The following is a 16,933-nucleotide window of genomic DNA, read 5'->3' on the forward strand; positions in this document are numbered from 1 at the left end:
AATTAACTTACTAAAAAGGAGCAGCTGGTCAGCCGCTCCTTTTTTTATGTATATGAGCCTTCTTTATTTAACGCCTAACAATTGCCGGAAATCATTTTCGATATTCTGCATGACCACCGGAATGGCTTTGCGCACTATCTCCGAAGCCATTTGCGCCTTCCCAAAGTCCGGACGAAAACCATTATTTCCCAGTATAAATCCCGACGAATTATACTGCTGCATGCTATCGAAATAGCTGTTGCGCAGCGCATCTAGCTGGACACACGACTCCAGGGAAAAGAAAATCTTATTCTCCGTGTAATATTTCAGGAACGCGTCATAAGCTTGGCTGGCGGTTTTGATGCGCTCGTCCTCCTCCTGATCGGCGTCGGTGTGAATGAATTTCAGCGTAGCCGTCATTTCTTTCAGCGCCGCATTCAGGCTCACTATTTTTTGGTAAAGACTTTCCAGCACGAGCATTCGCTTTTCGTGGAGGCGCGAGTCCTTGGTGTTGGCCAGCTGTAGCTCGGCCCGAAACTGCTCCAGACTGCGGTCAAGTTGGGCCTTGAACTCAATCGACTTGCCTTCCAACTCCTTTTCGTAGGCCCGAAACCGCATTTTCAGAAATTGCTCGCCCAGCGCCTTTGCCACCCACGAGGCCGCCCCAATCAGCAGCGCATACACGCTGATATTTGCCAGGATTTCGCTCCAGTTTAGCTCCATTGCTACCATTCTATCTACCTGAATACCGCGGCGTCCGGCCTGATTCACGCTGCCGGACAAATGCTCGTCAACTGTTGACTATAATAACTTCTGGGGGGCATTTTAGTGCCCAATTGCTCATAAAAAAGCCCCCTGATTGGATAAGGAGGCTTTTTAGAGAATGATAAATTCAGGCTCTACTTGCGGGTTACGCGCAGGCTGATGCGGCGGTTGAGGGCGCGGCCGTCCTCGGTGTCGTTGCTGGCAATAGGGATTTTCTGGCCGTAGCCTTTGCTGGTGATTCGGGTAGCGTCAATGCCCATGTCCACGAGCACGGCCATTGCCGCGTTCGCACGGTCCTCGCTCATTTTCATATTGCCCGCAAAGCTGCCGCTGTTATCGGTGTAGCCACCGATGCGCACTTTGGCGCGGGGAAAGTTTTTCAGGATAGCCGCCACGTTTTGCAGCTGCTGCTGCGACTCTGGCGTGAGCGTAGCGCTGGACGGCGCGAAATACACCCGATCAAAACTGATCCATCCCTTCGTCCGATTCACCGAATCAACCTGAGCAACATCACTCGCTAAAAACTGATACAGCTTGTGCTCGGTTGAGTTGGAGCCTACCATTAGCCGCGTGCCATCGCCCATCTTAATCAGCGTGGGAAGGCCCGTGTCGTAGATATAGTTGCCGGTAGCCTCGTCGTAGCGCCCCTGGGAAGTGCTGGTGCTAGTAGCGGTAGCTGCGGGCACCGCCGCAACCTCTTCGGTATTTTCAGTCAGGCGATTGAAGCCCAGATTTATACGGTCTTGCCCCAGAAAATACCCAAGAGCGGCCGCCACTGCAACCAACAATATTCCCAGGCCTAGCCAATTGGATGACCAGATGGAGGCTTTTGCCGGCGCGGCTTCGGGCTGGTAATAGTCGCCTATGGCTGCCACACGGCGGTTTTGCACCCCAACAACCTCAGGGCTATAATTCGTCCCATTATCACGTACGTCAAAACTCATAGGACTCGGCCGAGGAATCGTCTGAGTCTGGCCTAGCCCCTGGGTTTGGGACTGAGACTGCGGCTGCGGAGCATGAGGACGAACCAGATCGGGCTGAATTGCTGCTACCATTCGGCGCTGCTCCTGCAACCACTGGCTTAAGCCCTGCGCATCCAACTCATTCTCAGCAGCATGCCGACCTAATATTCCTAGCGTAATGGGTGTGGTCAACCCCAGCAGGTTATTCACGGTCGTATTCTGGCTACCAGCGCTATCGGCCACAGTCTCCACGGTGCTGCTGTAGCGGTCACTAAGCAAAGATCTCATCAATTCAGCGCCCCGGCTCTGCCATCCGCCGCCACCTATCAACCGGCCACTGGATGGCCGCAATACGCCCTGCTCATGCGCCTCCCGGGCCATGCTCCACAGTACCTCGCCTCCACCAGCCTGCTCAGCTAAGCCCGTCAGACTATTTATTACCAAGGCAGTAACCCTCGACAGTGCTCTCTCAATGCTGGCATCGCTCTCTCCTACCGCAGCTACCCCAGTTTGCCGCATAGCCTCTGTAGTGAAGCAATTCTTAACGGCTTCCAGTAAGTTGTAAGTCATAGCTATTCAGGAATATGTAAACGAAAGAGTGTATAATAATACAAATTTTTATGGAATTTATTCCATACATAAAAATACAAAACATTGAACGCCAATACCATATAATATTTCTCGCATCTTATCAATTTAGCAATAGTAAACCTACTTATTCTAACCCGGCCATTCGCCTCAACGGTTGAATCCCAGCTTGCTTATCAGATAGCCCACCTGCTTTATCAACACTCATTACGAGTCAGCGCCCTACAATGACGACACTATTAAGCTGAATTTTTTTAGGCTATTGCTTATCACAACCGCCGCATCACGGCACTTACTTCATCGGCATACACCACTGCATCATCATTAAATGGCTCGTCGCCCCGAAATTTCTGGAGCACGCGGGCCGTGGTAATAATGTCTTTCTGGCAGTACTTGACGATGCGCGGCAAGTCCTTTTCATCATAATACACGCGGGCTACGTCGCCGCCATTGATATCGTCTTTGGGCGTGGGAATACCGAACATGGCCGCCAGCAGCGGCAGCGAGGTGTAGGATTTCCGGTCGCCGAACTTCCACAGTTCCATGGTATCGAAGTGCGCCACTTCCCACGGTTTTTTGCCGGCAATATCAAGCTGCGGCGGCAGCGGCAGCCCGTTGATGAGCAAACGACGCCCCAGGTAAGGAAAATCAAACTCTTTACCGTTGTGAGCGCAAAGCAAGTACTGCGGCTTGCGAGCCAGCAGCGCGGAAAACTCACGCAGCATCAGCTTCTCGTCTTCATCGGCGAAAGACTTCACGCGGAAGCGCCAGGTTTCCTCTTGCTTGTCGAAGTTGAAGCAGCCCACCGAAATGCACACCACCCGTCCAAACTCGGCGTAGATGCCGGCCTGGGCAAATAAGCTCGCCGCCTCCAGGTGAGAAGGCATGGGCTCTACTTCCTCAGCGCTGGTGCGCCAGCCTTTGTCGCGGCGCAGGGCATGACACTTGTGCTCCCACAGCAGCCGCAGCATGTCGTTCAGCTCGTCGTGGCAGCCCACGCACGGCACCGTTTCAATGTCCAGGACAAAGATTTGGTCGAGGGGAGTTTTGCGCAGAATCTGCATGGTGTGAGTGTGGCTAGCGGGCTATAGTGCCGAAGATAGCATTTTTGGGCTCTGGGGGGCAAATTTTATCCTTTTACGTAGTTGAGCGAAAATGAGAGCGGCACCTGCAAATGCAGGTGCCGCTCTCATTTTCAACGAATTAAATAAGACTTTACTTCCCTATCACCGCCGTAGCGATACTCAGTTCCTTTAATTGCGCGCCAGAAATGGGCGAAGGCGAGTCAATCATCACGTCGCGGCCGGAGTTGTTTTTGGGGAAGGCGATGAAGTCGCGGATGGAGTCGGCGCCACCGAAGAGGCTGCAGAGGCGGTCGAAACCGAAGGCGATGCCGCCGTGGGGCGGAGCGCCGTACTCGAAGGCATCGAGCAGGAAGCCAAACTGCGCTTTCGCCTCTTCATCGGAGAAGCCAAGCAGCGAGAACATACGCGCCTGCACCGTGCGGTCGTGGATACGGATGGAGCCGCCCCCCACTTCCACCCCGTTAATCACCATGTCATAAGCATTGGCGCGCACCTGCCCAATGGTTTCGGGGCTGTCGAGCAGGGCCATATCCTCGGGCTTCGGTGAGGTGAAGGGGTGGTGCATGGCGAAGTAGCGATTTTCCTCCTCGTTGAATTCGAGCAAGGGAAAATCGACGACCCACAGTGGGGAGAACGTGTCTTTGTCGCGCAGGCCCATGCGCTGCCCAATTTCCAGACGCAGCTCCGACAGCGCCTTGCGCGTGCGGTTAGCCTCGCCGGCCAGAATGAGCAGCAAGTCGCCGGGTGCGGCATTGAAAGCGGCTTTCCACTGCTGTAGTATTTCCTGCGAATAAAACTTGTCCACCGACGATTTTACGCTGCCGTCCGACTCTACGCGGCCGTAGATGAGGCCCGTAGCGCCAATCTGAGGACGCTTTACAAACTCGGTTAGCTCATCGAGCTGCTTGCGCGTGTACACGGCGCTGTTGATGGCGTTGATTCCGACTACCAATTCCGCGCTTTCAAACACCGGGAAGCTCTGGCCCGACACTAAATCCTGCGTCTGCGCGCTCGTGGGGGGCATTTTTTCGGTATTCTTCAGCTCTACAAACTTCATTTCAAAGCGCGTGTCGGGCTTGTCGTTGCCGTAGAAGCGCATGGCATCGGCGTAGGTCATGCGCGGCAAGGTTCCTATTTCCAGGCCTTTCACTTCTTTAAACAGGTACTGCACCAAGCCTTCAAACGTGCGCAGAATGTCTTCCTGCTCCACAAACGACATTTCGCAGTCAATCTGGGTGAACTCGGGTTGACGGTCGGCGCGCAGGTCTTCGTCGCGGAAGCACTTCACAATCTGAAAATAGCGGTCGAAGCCCGACACCATCAGCAGCTGCTTGAACGTCTGGGGCGACTGAGGCAAGGCGTAGAACTCGCCCGGATTCATGCGCGAAGGTACCACAAAGTCGCGGGCACCTTCCGGGGTGCTTTTTATGAGCACAGGCGTTTCTACTTCAATGAATTCCTGTCCATCTAGGAAGCGGCGCGTGGCCTGGGCCACGCGGTGCCGCAACTCCAGATTGCGGCGCACAGGCGAGCGGCGCAAATCCAGGTAGCGGTACTTCATGCGCAGGTCGTCGCCGCCGTCGGTGTCGTCTTCGATGAGGAAGGGGGGCAATTTGGCGGGGTTCAGCACATCCAGCTTCTCCACCCGAATCTCGATGTTGCCGGTCGGCATCTTGTCGTTTTTGGAGTGGCGCTCGGCTACTTTGCCCGTCACGCAGAGCACAAACTCACGGCCCAACTGCCGGGCCTGCTCCCGAACTTCGGCCGTTTCAACGCCTTCTTCCAGAGCCAATTGAGTGAGGCCATAACGGTCGCGCAGATCAATCCAGAGGATGCCGCCTTTGTCGCGGGTGCGCTGCACCCAGCCGCAAAGAGTAACAGATTGGCCAACGTGGTCGAGGCGAAGTTCGCCGCAGGTATGGGTACGGAGCATGTGCTGGAGGATTCGGTAAGAAGTAATCGGTGCTTGGACAGCGAAGGTAGGAAGTAATGCCGGGCTCAAAAATTCAGGGGAGCCCGCGGCTTTATTTTTTCGGAGCTGTAATATCCGTGTGCTGGCCGCGATGTATGGCTTATCTGACTTAAAAGATAATGCGAAGGAAGGGCAACTATTATAGCCTAAGCGCTATCTTTCAGCTGGTTCTTTCCGCCATTTCCACTCTATAGCTTCATTTCTTATTTCCCTACTTCTCCGCACACATGGCCCTCGTCATTAAAAACCTGTCGAAAACCTACTCCAACGGCGTGCAGGCCCTGCGCGACGTGAACCTCACCATCCCGACGGGCATGTTTGGCCTGCTGGGGCCCAATGGCGCGGGCAAGTCGAGTTTGATGCGCACCATTGCCACCCTGCAAGAGGCCGACAGCGGCAGCATTCACCTGGATGAGCTGGACGTGCTGCGCGAAAAAGATGCAGTTCGCCGCATTCTGGGCTATTTGCCCCAGGAGTTTGGCGTGTATCCGAAAGTAGCCGCTGAGGATTTGCTTGATCATTTTGCGGTGCTCAAAGGTCTTTCCGACAGCAAGGAGCGCAAGGCTACGGTGGCGGCTCTGTTACACAAAACCAATCTCTACGAAGTGCGTCGCAAGAATCTGGGGGGCTATTCTGGAGGTATGAAGCAGCGTTTTGGCATTGCGCAGGCTTTGCTCGGCAACCCGCGCCTTATTATCGTGGATGAGCCCACGGCCGGCCTCGATCCGGCGGAGCGCAACCGCTTCCACAACCTGCTGAGCGAGATTGGCGAGAATATTATCGTGATTCTGAGCACCCACATTGTATCGGATGTGAGCGACTTGTGCCGCAACATGGCCATTATCAATAAAGGCCAGGTGCTGCTTACCGGCGACCCGCTGGTGGTGATGAACGAGCTACAAGGTCAGGTGTGGCGCCGCGCCATTGCCAAAGACCAGCTGCCCGCCTTGCAGCAGGAGCAGCAGGTCATTTCGTCGCGCCTATATGCCGGCCAAACCATTGTGCACGTGGTCAGCGACGGCTCACCGGGCCCGGACTATGAGCCCGTTACGCCTTCTTTGGAGGATGTGTATTTCGCCCGCATTTCGGAAGCCGAGCGGGCCCGCGCGATGGCACAGGCTTAAGGCTTAGCTCGTTGCATCCTCTTCCTCCCCAAAACTTCTTCTCATGTTTCTGCAAATATTCCGGTTTGAGCTGTGGTACCGACTGCGCCGACCCGCTACCTATATCTACTTCGGTATTCTGCTGTTGCTGGCTTTGCTCCTGATGCTCACCTCGGGGGGCTTTTTTAAGGGCTTGGCCGTGAGTGTAGGCAGTAAGGTATTCGTCAATTCGCCTTTCTCCCTCAACGGCTATACCACAGTGCTTACCCTGGTGCCGGGCGTGCTGCTGATTTCGGCCATGTTCGGGCCGGCCATCCTGCGCGATTTCGACACCCGTATGCACCCGCTGCTCTTTACTACGCCCATCTCGCGGCTGGGATATCTGGGCGGGCGCTTCGCGGGCACGCTCGTTATTACCATGCTGGTACTTAGTGGTATTGCTGTAGGCTTGTTTATTGGAACGCTGATTCCGGGCATGCCGGCCGACCGAATTGGGCCGCAGCGGCTACTGAATTATCTGAACCCCTACTTCACGGTGGTACTGCCCAACGTGGTACTTATGGGGGGCATTTTCTTTGCCTTGGGCACGCTCACGCGCAAGGCGCTGGCGACGTATGTGGGCAGCATCGTGTTTTTGGTGCTGTATTTTGTGGCCCAAAGCCAGCTCTCCGACCTCGACAACCAAACCATCGGCAGCTTGCTTGACCCGATGGGCAGCGGCGCTACCCGCCAGCTCACCAAATACTGGACAACGGCCGACAAAAACACCCAGCTGGTGCCGCTCACAGGCTTGCTGCTCCTTAACCGCCTAGTGTGGCTGGGCGTGGCCTTGGCGCTATTAGCCTTCTGCTTTTGGCGTTTCCGCTTCGCTCAAAGTGCCGCCGAGGGCCCCGTACGCCGCCGCGCGGAGCGGCCCGGTCTGGATGTAGTGCCCGCTACGGCCAACGTAGTGCTCCCGCGCGTGCACCAGCAGTTTGGCACCGGCCAATACCTGCGGCAGTGGGCCCGTCTGACCAAGCTGGAGTTTCTCGACATCATCCGCAGCCCTTATTTCATCGCGATTGTGGTAGCGGGCCTCGCGTTTTTGCTGGCCGCAGCTTTCCAGATCGGGAAGATTTTTGACACCCGAACCTTTCCCGTTACGGCGCAGGTGGCTTTTATTTTGTCGGGGTCGTTTAGCCTTTTCTCACTGGCTATCATCACCTTTTATGCTGGCGAGCTGGTGTGGCGGGAACGGGATGCTCATCTGAATCAGATTTATGATGCTCTGCCCCTGCCCAACTGGGTGCCCTTAGCTTCTAAGCTGGCGGCCCTGCTGCTGGTACCGGTGGTTCTGCAAGTAATTGTGCTGGTTTGCGGCCTGCTGACGCAGATTTTCTCCGGCTACTACCAATTCGAGTTGGGCCTGTACTTCCAATACTTGTTCGGGCTGCGCCTTATCGATTACTGGCTGCTCGTGGTGCTGGCCATAGCGGTGCACGTGCTTGTGAATCATAAGTATCTGGGGCACTTCGTGATGCTGCTCTATTACATGTTCACGCTTTTTGCGAGCCAGATCGGCATAGAGCACAACCTGGCAATCTACGGCTCCGACCCCGGCGTGCAGTACTCGGCTCTGAACAAATTTGGTCACTTTATTGGGCCGTTTTTGTGGTTTAAGCTGTATTGGGCGGGTTTGGCGCTGGTGCTGGCCGTGGGGGCCAATTTGCTGTGGGTGCGCGGCACCGAAACCAGCGCCAATGTGCGCCAGAAACTGGCTGGCAGCCGCTTTACCGGCCCCGCCCGATTGGCCATGGGTGCAGGCCTGCTCACCTTTTTGGTGGTGGGGGGCTTTATTTACTACAATACCAATGTGCTCAACCGCTACCAGGGCTCCAAAACGCAGGAGAAGCTGACCGTGGAATTTGAGCGCAAATACAGCCGCCTGGGCAAACGCCCGCAGCCCCGCATTACGGCGGTGGAGGTGCAGGCCGATCTGTTTCCGAGCCGGCAGGAAGTGCGCCTGCGCGGACAGTACTGGCTGCGCAACAAAACGGCTACACCCATCGATTCGGTGCAGCTGAACCTCCCGCAAGAGGCGCGCATTCGCCTGCTCGCTCTCGGCGCGGCCGGCGCGGCCCCGGCCCGCACGGTACTCGCCGATTCGCTGCTGGGCTTCTATGTGCAGCGCTTGCCGCAGCCGCTGGCTCCCGGCGACTCCTTGCCCCTGCGCTTCGATTTGTATTACGCGGCCCCTGGTTTTGAGAACGTGACGAACCGCACCAGCGTCGTGTACAATGGTACATTTATCAATAGCCAACTGCTGCCCAACATTGGCTATAATCCGCAGGCCGAAATCAGCGACGAGGATACGCGCAAGGACTATAATTTGCCCCCCAAGCCGCGTATGGCCTCGCTCACCGACACCGCTGCCCGCCGTAACACCTATATCAGCCACGACTCCGACTGGGTGCGCTTTGCCGCCACCGTTAGTACCGAGCCCGACCAGTTGGCGCTAGCCCCTGGCTATTTGAAAAAAGAATGGACTGAGAATGGCCGCCGTTATTTCCGCTACGAAATGGACGCGCCTATTCTCAACTTTTACTCTTTCCAATCGGCCCGCTATGCGGTGCGCAAAGCCAAGTGGAACGACGTGGATATTGCCATTTATTACCAGCCCGGCCACGAGTACAACCTCGACCGCATGGTGCGTGGCGTGCAGGATGCGCTGACGTATTACACCAAAAACTTTGGCCCGTATCAGCATCGCCAAGTGCGAATCATTGAGTTTCCGGGCTACCAGACGTTTGCCCAAAGCTTTCCGAACACCATTCCCTACTCCGAGAATATCGGTTTTATCGCCAAAATAGACTCCGCCGACCCCGAGGACGTGGACTACCCCTACTACGTGACGGCCCACGAGGTAGCGCACCAGTGGTGGGCGCACCAGGTTATTGGGGCCAACGTGCAGGGCTCCACGATGATGTCGGAAACTTTGTCGCAGTACGCGGCCCTAATGGTGATGAAGCAGCTTTATGGCGAGGCCCGCATGCGCAAGTTTCTGAAGCACGAAATGGACCGCTACCTCACCGGCCGGGCCACGGAGCAAAGCAAGGAGCAGCCGCTGTATAAAGTAGAGAATCAGCAGTATATCCACTACCGCAAGGGTTCGGTGGCGATGTATGCCTTGCAGGATTACGTAGGCGAAGAGAAGGTAAACCAAGCGCTTGCGGCCTATATCAAAGAGGTGAAGTATCAGCAGCCCCCCTACACTACCTCGCCGGATTTGCTGCGCCACCTGCGCCAGGTGACGCCCGACTCCTTGCAGTACTTGATTACGGATATGTTTGAGCGCATCACGCTGTATGAAAACCGCGTCGATTCGGTGTCTTACAAAAAGCTGCCGGGGGGCAAATATCAAGTCACGCTCAACCTGAACAGCAAGAAATTTTACGCCGACAGCCTGGGCAATGAAAAGCCTGCTCCCATGAACGACTGGGTGGATATTGCGGTGCTCACCGAGCGCAAAGTAAACGGCAAGTGGCGCGACGAGCCGCTGTACCGGCGCAAAACACGCTTAAAAGCGGGCAGTAATAAACTGGATATTATTGTATCCGAAAAACCGGTAAAGGCTGGTATTGACCCATTTAATGAATTAATTGACCGCGACCCAGACGACAACGTCAAAAACTTACCGCGCAGCTAGCTGGGGGGCTTTTCGGGTTTGGCCCGGATTGTGCAAAGGGCCGGAATAGAACCTTGTTTTCCGGCCTTTTGTCTATTCTTCCTATGAAATATACTGCTCTTCTCGCCGCGGCCTTGCTTACCGTAGCCTCTGCCCAGGCTCAAACTTCCACGAAAGGCAAGACCAAAACGCAGGTCAATGGCACCAGCGTCAAGTCTAAGACCAGCGCCGAACCTGTTACCCTCGACGGTCCGATTAAGCGCGTCGAAACGCTCTCGGGCATCGATGTGTATCCTGATCCGAACACGAACACCATTTTTCTGAGCTTCACGCAGCAGTTCACCAAGCCCGGCACGCTGGTGATGACCAACTACAAAAACGCCCCCGTTTACACCGCCGCCCTCGACCCTACGAACAACACGGGCCAGCCCGTGGACCTGGGCCGCATACCAGCTGGCACATATTTGGTAGAGGCCAAAACCGGCAATTATGTGTACTGGAAAAAGGTGCGCATCAAGTATCCATCGGTACCGGTGGCCAGCAAAAAAAAGAAGCGACGCTAAATCCGCCTATTTAGTTAGCTTTTTTTACCTCCGTAGTCGTTTCGGCTGCGGAGGTTTTTTATTTGTAACCTCATGGCCGGAACTGAATACCGTTGGCGGCCTTTCATTGTGGAGACACACTATTTCGTGTCTCGTCGTTAGCGTCGTTACCGTGTGTTGCTTACCTGAAATGGTGCGTTTCCGCTCGTTCACCGACCAGACGCAACATTTTGCGTCTCTACCATTTTCCTTTGTAGCCCCTCGTTTGATTCTCCCTTTATGAAAAACTCTGTGCGTTTGCTCCGATTTGCCCCCTACGCGTTGCTGCTTTTATTCCTGGTCGCGTTTGCCGCGCCCAAGCCTAAGCTCAAAAAAACGCTGATCACCAAAAATCTCATCGTTGGTATTCCCGAAGGATTTACGGCCCTGCCCGACGACGGTATAGCCACCAAATATCCCGCGCCGCGCAAGCCTCTGGCCGTATTTACCAACCCCAGCGGCCGCGTCGATTTCAGTGTGGCCCAGAAGCCCAGCACCTTTACCAGCAAGGATTACGGCATTCTGCTCAAGATTTATAAAGCCAGCATTCAGAATGCCTACACCAAAGTTGATTTCCTAGCCGAAGACATCCGCACCATTAACAAGCGCGATTTTGTGGTGCTGGAGTTCCTCTCGTCGGTGGCTGACACGCGGCGGGGGGGCAATTTGGTGCCCATTCGTCGCTACCAGCTCGTGCAGTACGCCATTGAGGGCGACCAGCTGATGGTCTTCACCTTCAATTGCCCCGCCGAAGAGCAAGCGCAGTGGCAGCCCACCGCCCAAGCGATGATGCAGAGCATCGCGCTGAAGTAGCTTTCTCTTGCTTTTAAAACACATCTAAAAGGCGGTCATGCAGAGCGGTAGCGAAGCATCTCGCTCGCAGTCGTTGCCACACTAACTGTCATGCTGAGCTTGCCGAAGCATCTCTACCGCGATGATAAACTTAACGAAGCGGTAGAGATGCTTCGACAAGCTCAGCATGACGTTCTTTTTGGCTGATTACTTCCACAACATCAGCACGCGAGATGCTTCGCGCTGCTCTGCATGACCGCCTTTTCATTAAATCAAATATCAATTAACCTATGACCCTTTCTCTTTACAGCGACGAAAGCTACATGCGAGAGGCGCTGAAGCAGGCCCGCTATGCGCTGGCCGAAGATGAGATTCCGATTGGAGCCGTGGTCGTACTGGAGCGGCAGATTATTGCCCGGGCCTACAACCAAACCGAGAAACTGAACGACGTAACCGCTCACGCCGAAATGCTGGCGCTCACGGCTGCCGCAAACTTTTTGGGCAATAAATACCTCACCGACTGCACCTTGTACGTCACCGTGGAGCCCTGCGTGATGTGCGCGGGCGCCAGCGCTTGGGCCCAAATGCGGCGCGTGGTGTATGGTGCACCCGAGGAAAAACACGGATTTCGGCGGCACGGCAACTTGCTGCACCGGCGCACGGAATTGGTGACGGGAATAATGGCAGCGGAAAGCGCTGAGCTGATGCAGGAGTTTTTTGCCCGCAAGCGGAAATAATTACTTTTGAGTGCCGCTGGGGGCAAATTCTAACCCTTCAGCGGCTTTGTCAGTTAAAGAAGTAGAGTAGCTGCCCGAACGCCGGGCAGCCTTACGCGTTTCCTTTCACCTCCAAACCATTCTTTCTCATGGCCTTCGAACTGCCCCAACTACCCTACGCCTACGACGCCCTCGAACCGCATTTTGATGCGCAGACGATGGAAATTCATCACACCAAGCACCACCAGGCTTATGTCACCAACCTGAACAATGCCATTCAGGGCACTGACATGGAAAGCCAGTCCATTGAAGATATTCTGCAAAACATTGCGGCCGCTCCGGCTGCCGTGCGCAACAATGGCGGCGGGCACTGGAATCACTCCATGTTCTGGCAAATTCTGAAGCCAAATGGTGGCGGACAGCCAACGGGCGCTATTGGTGAGGCCATCACGCAGTCGTTCGGCAGCTACGATAAGTTTAAAGAGGAGTTCACTAAAGCCGCTACTACACGCTTCGGCTCGGGTTGGGCATGGCTCTGCAAGCAGTCGGATGGCTCGCTGCAAATCTGCTCTACTCCCAACCAGGACAACCCCCTCATGCCCGACGCCGGCTGCAAAGGCATCCCTGTTTTGGGCCTCGACGTGTGGGAGCATGCCTACTACCTGAAGTACCAGAACAAGCGCCCCGACTATATCGCCGCCTTCTACAATCTCATCAATTGGGACGAAGTAAACAAGCGCTTTCAGGCTGCTTAGTTTCTGAGTCGCTGAGCTGCAAAATTAAGTAGTTACAGAGCAAAAAAGCCCCCCAGACATGTCTGGGGGGCTTTTTTGCTCTGTAAAAGAGTAGAAATATGACTTTACTTCGGCTTGAGTTAGCGCTGCACGCGCTGCGTATAGTTTTCGAAGGCCGTGACGCCCTGGAGAGTAATAGCGTAGCGCGTGCGCGGGCAGCAGCTGATACACTCTTTTGGTCCTGGTAAGGTAACCCACCTCTTAAAACTTGTTGGTCTGGGTGCTCAGATTGCCCGCCATGGCGCGGTCTTCTTCTTCAGAAAGATAAACTCCGCTTCTTCCAATGCTATAAAGGCATTGCCACTTATAGACCAAATCACATCACAAACCTTTTTACTCTCTAAAGTAGATTCGTTTCTGCCCGCTTCATTTTCGTTTTTTTCTATCTTTGAATGCCCGGTCTGCGCAAGTGGCCGGGTTGTTCTTTTTTTCTGCCTTTCTTACTTCTTTGTCGAAGTCTGGCTCAGCTAGGCGCGGAGCTGCCTAGCCGTTTCCTACGCCAAAGAGCCGCTGGCTTCTTAACCTGATCTTACATGAGTACCAAGCTGCGTCTCATTATCCTGAGCTTTTTACAGTTTTTTATCTGGGGTTCGTGGCTGATAACCATCGGGGCATACTGGTTTCAGACCAAGCAATGGTCGGGGGCGCAGTTCGGAGCCATCTTCTCGACGATGGGTATTGCCTCCATCTTCATGCCCTCCATCATGGGTATCATCGCCGATAAGTATGTGAATGCCGAAAAGCTGTACGGCATCCTGCACATTCTGGGGGGCATTGTGCTGTTCACCGTGCCACTGGTCACCGATCCGGGTACTATGTTCTGGGTGATGCTGCTGAACATGATTTTCTACATGCCTACGCTGGCCTTGTCCATTGCCGTATCTTATTATGTGCTCAAGAGCAAAGGCGGCGATGTAGTAAGGGACTACCCGCCTATTCGGGTGTGGGGCACGGTGGGCTTTATCGTGGCCATGTGGACGGTTAGTCTGTTGGGCTTCGAGAAATCGGCCAATCAGTTCTACGTAGCAGCCGGCGCGGCTATTCTGCTGGGACTTTACTCATTCACGCTGCCTAAGTGTCCGCCTACTGCGAAAGACACGCCGAGCCGTTCTTTGGTCGATGTGCTGGGCTTAAAGTCGTTTGCGCTGCTGCGCGACACCAAGATGCTCACCTTCTTTCTGTTTGCCATGCTGCTGGGCGCGGCCTTGCAGCTCACCAACGCCTATGGCGACACTTTCTTGCACGACTTCGACCAGGTACCCGCCTACCAGAATACCTTAGCCGTGCGGTACCCAGCCATCATCATGTCCATCTCGCAGATTTCCGAGACGCTGTTCATCTTGGCTATTCCTTTCTTTCTGCGTCGCTTCGGCATCAAGCAAGTGATGGTCTTCAGCATGATTGCCTGGGTGCTGCGCTTCGGTTTGTTTGCCTTTGCCAACCCCGCCGACGGCCTCTGGATGATCATCCTCTCATGCATCGTGTACGGTATGGCCTTCGACTTCTTTAATATCTCCGGCTCCCTGTTCGTCGAAACGCAAACTGCTCCTTCTATCCGAGCCAGCGCGCAGGGCCTGTTTATGATGATGACAAACGGCTTCGGCGCCGTGTTCGGCAGCCTGGTAAGCGGCCTGGTTATCGAGCAGTATTTCACCGCTGCTGATGGTGTTACCAAGGACTGGCAAAGCATTTGGCTGTCTTTTGCCGGCTATGCTCTGGTCGTGGCCGTGCTGTTTCTCATTCTATTCAAGCACAAGCACGAGCCAGTGGCTGAAGAAGCGGTGGAGCATCCCGGACCGCTACTGGCCACTAATGAGTTATAATCAGAAGCAAAACGGCTTGTAAGTATATAAATAGTATAAAACAAGTCTAAATATAGTTTACCAAAAAAACCCGCTCTGCGCGATGCAGAGCGGGTTTTTTGTTGGGGTTAACGCTGGTTAGCTTAGAACTGCTCGTCGGCGCTGAAATAGAAGTCGCCTTCAATCTGAGCGTTCTCATCAGAGTCGGAGCCATGTACAGCATTGGCCTCGATGCTCTTGGCGTACTTTTTCCGGATGGTGCCTTCCTCAGCCTGAGCAGGGTTGGTAGCACCAATCAGCGTGCGGAAATCGGCAACGGCGTTGTCTTTCTCCAGAATAGCCGCCACAATCGGGCCCGACGACATGTATTTTACCAGATCCTGGTAGAAAGGCCGCTCCTTATGAACCTCGTAGAATTTGCCGGCGCGCTCAGGCGTCAGGCGTACTTTCTTAAGCGAAACGATGCGGAAGCCGCCTTCTTCGATCATGTGCAGGATGCCACCAATGTGGTTTTCCTGTACCGCGTCGGGCTTAATCATCGTGAATGTGCGGTTAGTGGCCATTCTGTTGTAGTAAAGTGATAAGTGTAAGAAGACTTGCGAAGCGCAAATCCGTGGCAGATTGCGGCCGCAAAAGTAGCCGAAAGTTGATTGGGTTGAGAATCTGAGCAGTAAGCAAGTTGAAATCAGCCTCAAAAAAGCCCCCCAGCTTCGTGTCAGGGCGCTAGGTTAGGCTTTAATGAAAGTTGCTAGTTCACATCAAACTCAGAACGTCATGCCGAGGCGGAGCCGAAGCATCTGGCGTGTTTAGTTGTAATGCTAACCTCACATCAGCACGCGAGATGCTTCACTGCGTTCTGCATGACGTTCAGTAGAATGACTTGTTGAAACTTGTTAAAAAAGTGAACCTGCTTTTCCTCAACTGTTTACATCTCACAACGCCTTTACCGAACCTAAACCCAACGCTCTATTGTTAGAGCGAAAATTATTTGCGGATTATTTCCGAATTTTGCCGCCTTGCTTCCGGCCTAAACCACCGAATTTCAGCCACCTATCAGTAGGCAATGTCCACAATCTCCGCTCTGCAGGAGTTGCTCGCGCAGCCCCGACAGATTTTTATCACCACTCACCACAAACCCGACGCCGACGCGTTGGGCTCTTCTCTGGGCTTAGCCGGTTATCTCCGCAAAAAAGGTCACCACGTCACCGTCGTCACGCCTTCCGATTACCCCGACTTTCTGGCCTGGATGCCTGGTAACGAAGATGTTATCGTGTATGATGCGCGCCGCAACGATGCGCAGGTGCGCGAAATCATCGGGACGGCGGAGGTTATCTTCTGCCTCGATTTTAGCTGCCTGAACCGCATCAATGAGCTCGGAAGTTATATCCGCAACGCGCCCGGAACGAAGGTGCTCATCGACCACCATCTGGAGCCGGAGAACTTCGCGGACCTGGATTTCTCCAATCCCAAAGCTGCCGCCACGGCCGAGCTGGTGTTCGAAGTAATCCGCGACCTGGGCGACCAGGACATGATTGACGTAGGCATCGGCGAGAGCCTTTACGCCGGCATCATGACCGATACAGGCTCGTTTCGCCACCCCAGCACCTCGCGCAACGTGCACTTGATTATTGCCGAGCTGCTCGACGCTGGCATCGATCTGAGCTCCGTGCACCGCCGCATCTACGATTCGCACTCCGAAATGCGTCTGCGCTTTCTGGGCTTTGTGCTCAAGGATAAGCTGGTGGTGCTGCCCGAGTACAATACGGCCTACATCGCCATTACCCAGGATGAGCTGCGCCAGTACCAGTCCAAAACCGGCGACACAGAAGGTTTGGTCAACTTTGCCTTAAGCATTGAAGGCGTAGTATTTGCGGCCGTACTCATCGACCGTGGGCAGGCCATAAAAATCTCCTTCCGCTCGGTGGGGGGCTTTTCCGTGAACGAATTTGCCCGCCAGCACTTCCAGGGCGGCGGCCACCTCAACGCTTCGGGCGGCATTAGCTACGAGTCGTTAGACGACACCGTGCAACGCTTCCTGAGCTTATTGCCTCAGTATCAAACCAAGCTCGTGACGGCCCCGCTAGCGGTTGCGCCGCCTGCGGCGTAACTTGCCTCGATTTTACTTTCACC

General features: G+C 54.6%; 13 protein-coding genes. 8 read left to right on the top strand and 5 right to left on the bottom strand.

Features of this window, described 5'->3' with window-relative positions:
* Positions 1 to 63: 63 nt before the first annotated feature.
* From IEW06_RS14360 to aspS, 4 genes are all read right to left on the bottom strand, one after another.
* Positions 64 to 750 (bottom strand): hypothetical protein, encoded by a 687-nt coding sequence (locus IEW06_RS14360; protein ID WP_188548461.1) that lies wholly within the window; start codon positions 748 to 750, stop codon positions 64 to 66.
* A 128-nt stretch (positions 751 to 878) separates the two neighbouring features.
* Complete coding sequence (locus IEW06_RS14365; protein ID WP_187733129.1) at positions 879 to 2,276, bottom strand: OmpA family protein; 1,398 nt, start codon at positions 2,274 to 2,276, stop codon at positions 879 to 881.
* A 287-nt stretch (positions 2,277 to 2,563) separates the two neighbouring features.
* Complete coding sequence (locus IEW06_RS14370) at positions 2,564 to 3,358, bottom strand: 3'-5' exonuclease (RefSeq protein WP_223284723.1); 795 nt, start codon at positions 3,356 to 3,358, stop codon at positions 2,564 to 2,566.
* A gap of 151 nt (positions 3,359 to 3,509) precedes the next feature.
* Positions 3,510 to 5,312: an aspartate--tRNA ligase gene (gene aspS / locus IEW06_RS14375; RefSeq protein WP_188548462.1), complete on the bottom strand. Its 1,803-nt coding sequence runs from the start codon at positions 5,310 to 5,312 to the stop codon at positions 3,510 to 3,512.
* Between the two features lie 266 nt (positions 5,313 to 5,578).
* Here aspS and IEW06_RS14380 point away from each other — a divergent pair, with 266 nt between their 5' ends.
* The 7 genes from IEW06_RS14380 (at position 5,579) to IEW06_RS14410 (ending at position 14,824) form a co-directional block, all read left to right on the top strand.
* Positions 5,579 to 6,475 (top strand): ABC transporter ATP-binding protein, encoded by an 897-nt coding sequence (locus tag IEW06_RS14380; protein ID WP_187733130.1) that lies wholly within the window; start codon positions 5,579 to 5,581, stop codon positions 6,473 to 6,475.
* A gap of 43 nt (positions 6,476 to 6,518) precedes the next feature.
* Positions 6,519 to 10,139 carry an ABC transporter permease/M1 family aminopeptidase gene (locus tag IEW06_RS14385; protein WP_188548463.1) on the top strand — a complete coding sequence of 1,207 codons (3,621 nt, stop codon included), beginning with the start codon at positions 6,519 to 6,521 and terminating at the stop codon, positions 10,137 to 10,139.
* Positions 10,140 to 10,222: 83 nt separating this feature from the next.
* Positions 10,223 to 10,681: a T9SS type A sorting domain-containing protein gene (locus IEW06_RS14390; RefSeq protein WP_187733131.1), complete on the top strand. Its 459-nt coding sequence runs from the start codon at positions 10,223 to 10,225 to the stop codon at positions 10,679 to 10,681.
* Between the two features lie 258 nt (positions 10,682 to 10,939).
* Positions 10,940 to 11,512, top strand: coding sequence for a hypothetical protein (locus tag IEW06_RS14395; protein ID WP_188548464.1), 573 nt, complete (start codon positions 10,940 to 10,942; stop codon positions 11,510 to 11,512).
* A 269-nt stretch (positions 11,513 to 11,781) separates the two neighbouring features.
* Positions 11,782 to 12,228, top strand: coding sequence for a nucleoside deaminase (locus IEW06_RS14400; RefSeq protein ID WP_187733133.1), 447 nt, complete (start codon positions 11,782 to 11,784; stop codon positions 12,226 to 12,228).
* Positions 12,229 to 12,356: 128 nt separating this feature from the next.
* Positions 12,357 to 12,962 carry a superoxide dismutase gene (locus IEW06_RS14405; RefSeq protein WP_187733134.1) on the top strand — a complete coding sequence of 202 codons (606 nt, stop codon included), beginning with the start codon at positions 12,357 to 12,359 and terminating at the stop codon, positions 12,960 to 12,962.
* 572 nt (positions 12,963 to 13,534) lie between these two features.
* A complete protein-coding gene (locus IEW06_RS14410) occupies positions 13,535 to 14,824 on the top strand; it encodes a nucleoside permease (protein WP_188548465.1) in 1,290 nt (429 codons plus the stop codon).
* A 122-nt stretch (positions 14,825 to 14,946) separates the two neighbouring features.
* Here IEW06_RS14410 and IEW06_RS14415 read toward each other — a convergent pair whose 3' ends face one another.
* A complete protein-coding gene (locus tag IEW06_RS14415) occupies positions 14,947 to 15,366 on the bottom strand; it encodes a nucleoside-diphosphate kinase (protein ID WP_084444100.1) in 420 nt (139 codons plus the stop codon).
* A gap of 500 nt (positions 15,367 to 15,866) precedes the next feature.
* Here IEW06_RS14415 and IEW06_RS14420 point away from each other — a divergent pair, with 500 nt between their 5' ends.
* Positions 15,867 to 16,910 carry a DHH family phosphoesterase gene (locus tag IEW06_RS14420; protein WP_187733136.1) on the top strand — a complete coding sequence of 348 codons (1,044 nt, stop codon included), beginning with the start codon at positions 15,867 to 15,869 and terminating at the stop codon, positions 16,908 to 16,910.
* Positions 16,911 to 16,933 lie beyond the last annotated feature (23 nt).

It is taken from the genome of Hymenobacter qilianensis (assembly GCF_014638675.1).
Classification (GTDB): Bacteria; Bacteroidota; Bacteroidia; order Cytophagales; family Hymenobacteraceae; genus Hymenobacter; species Hymenobacter qilianensis.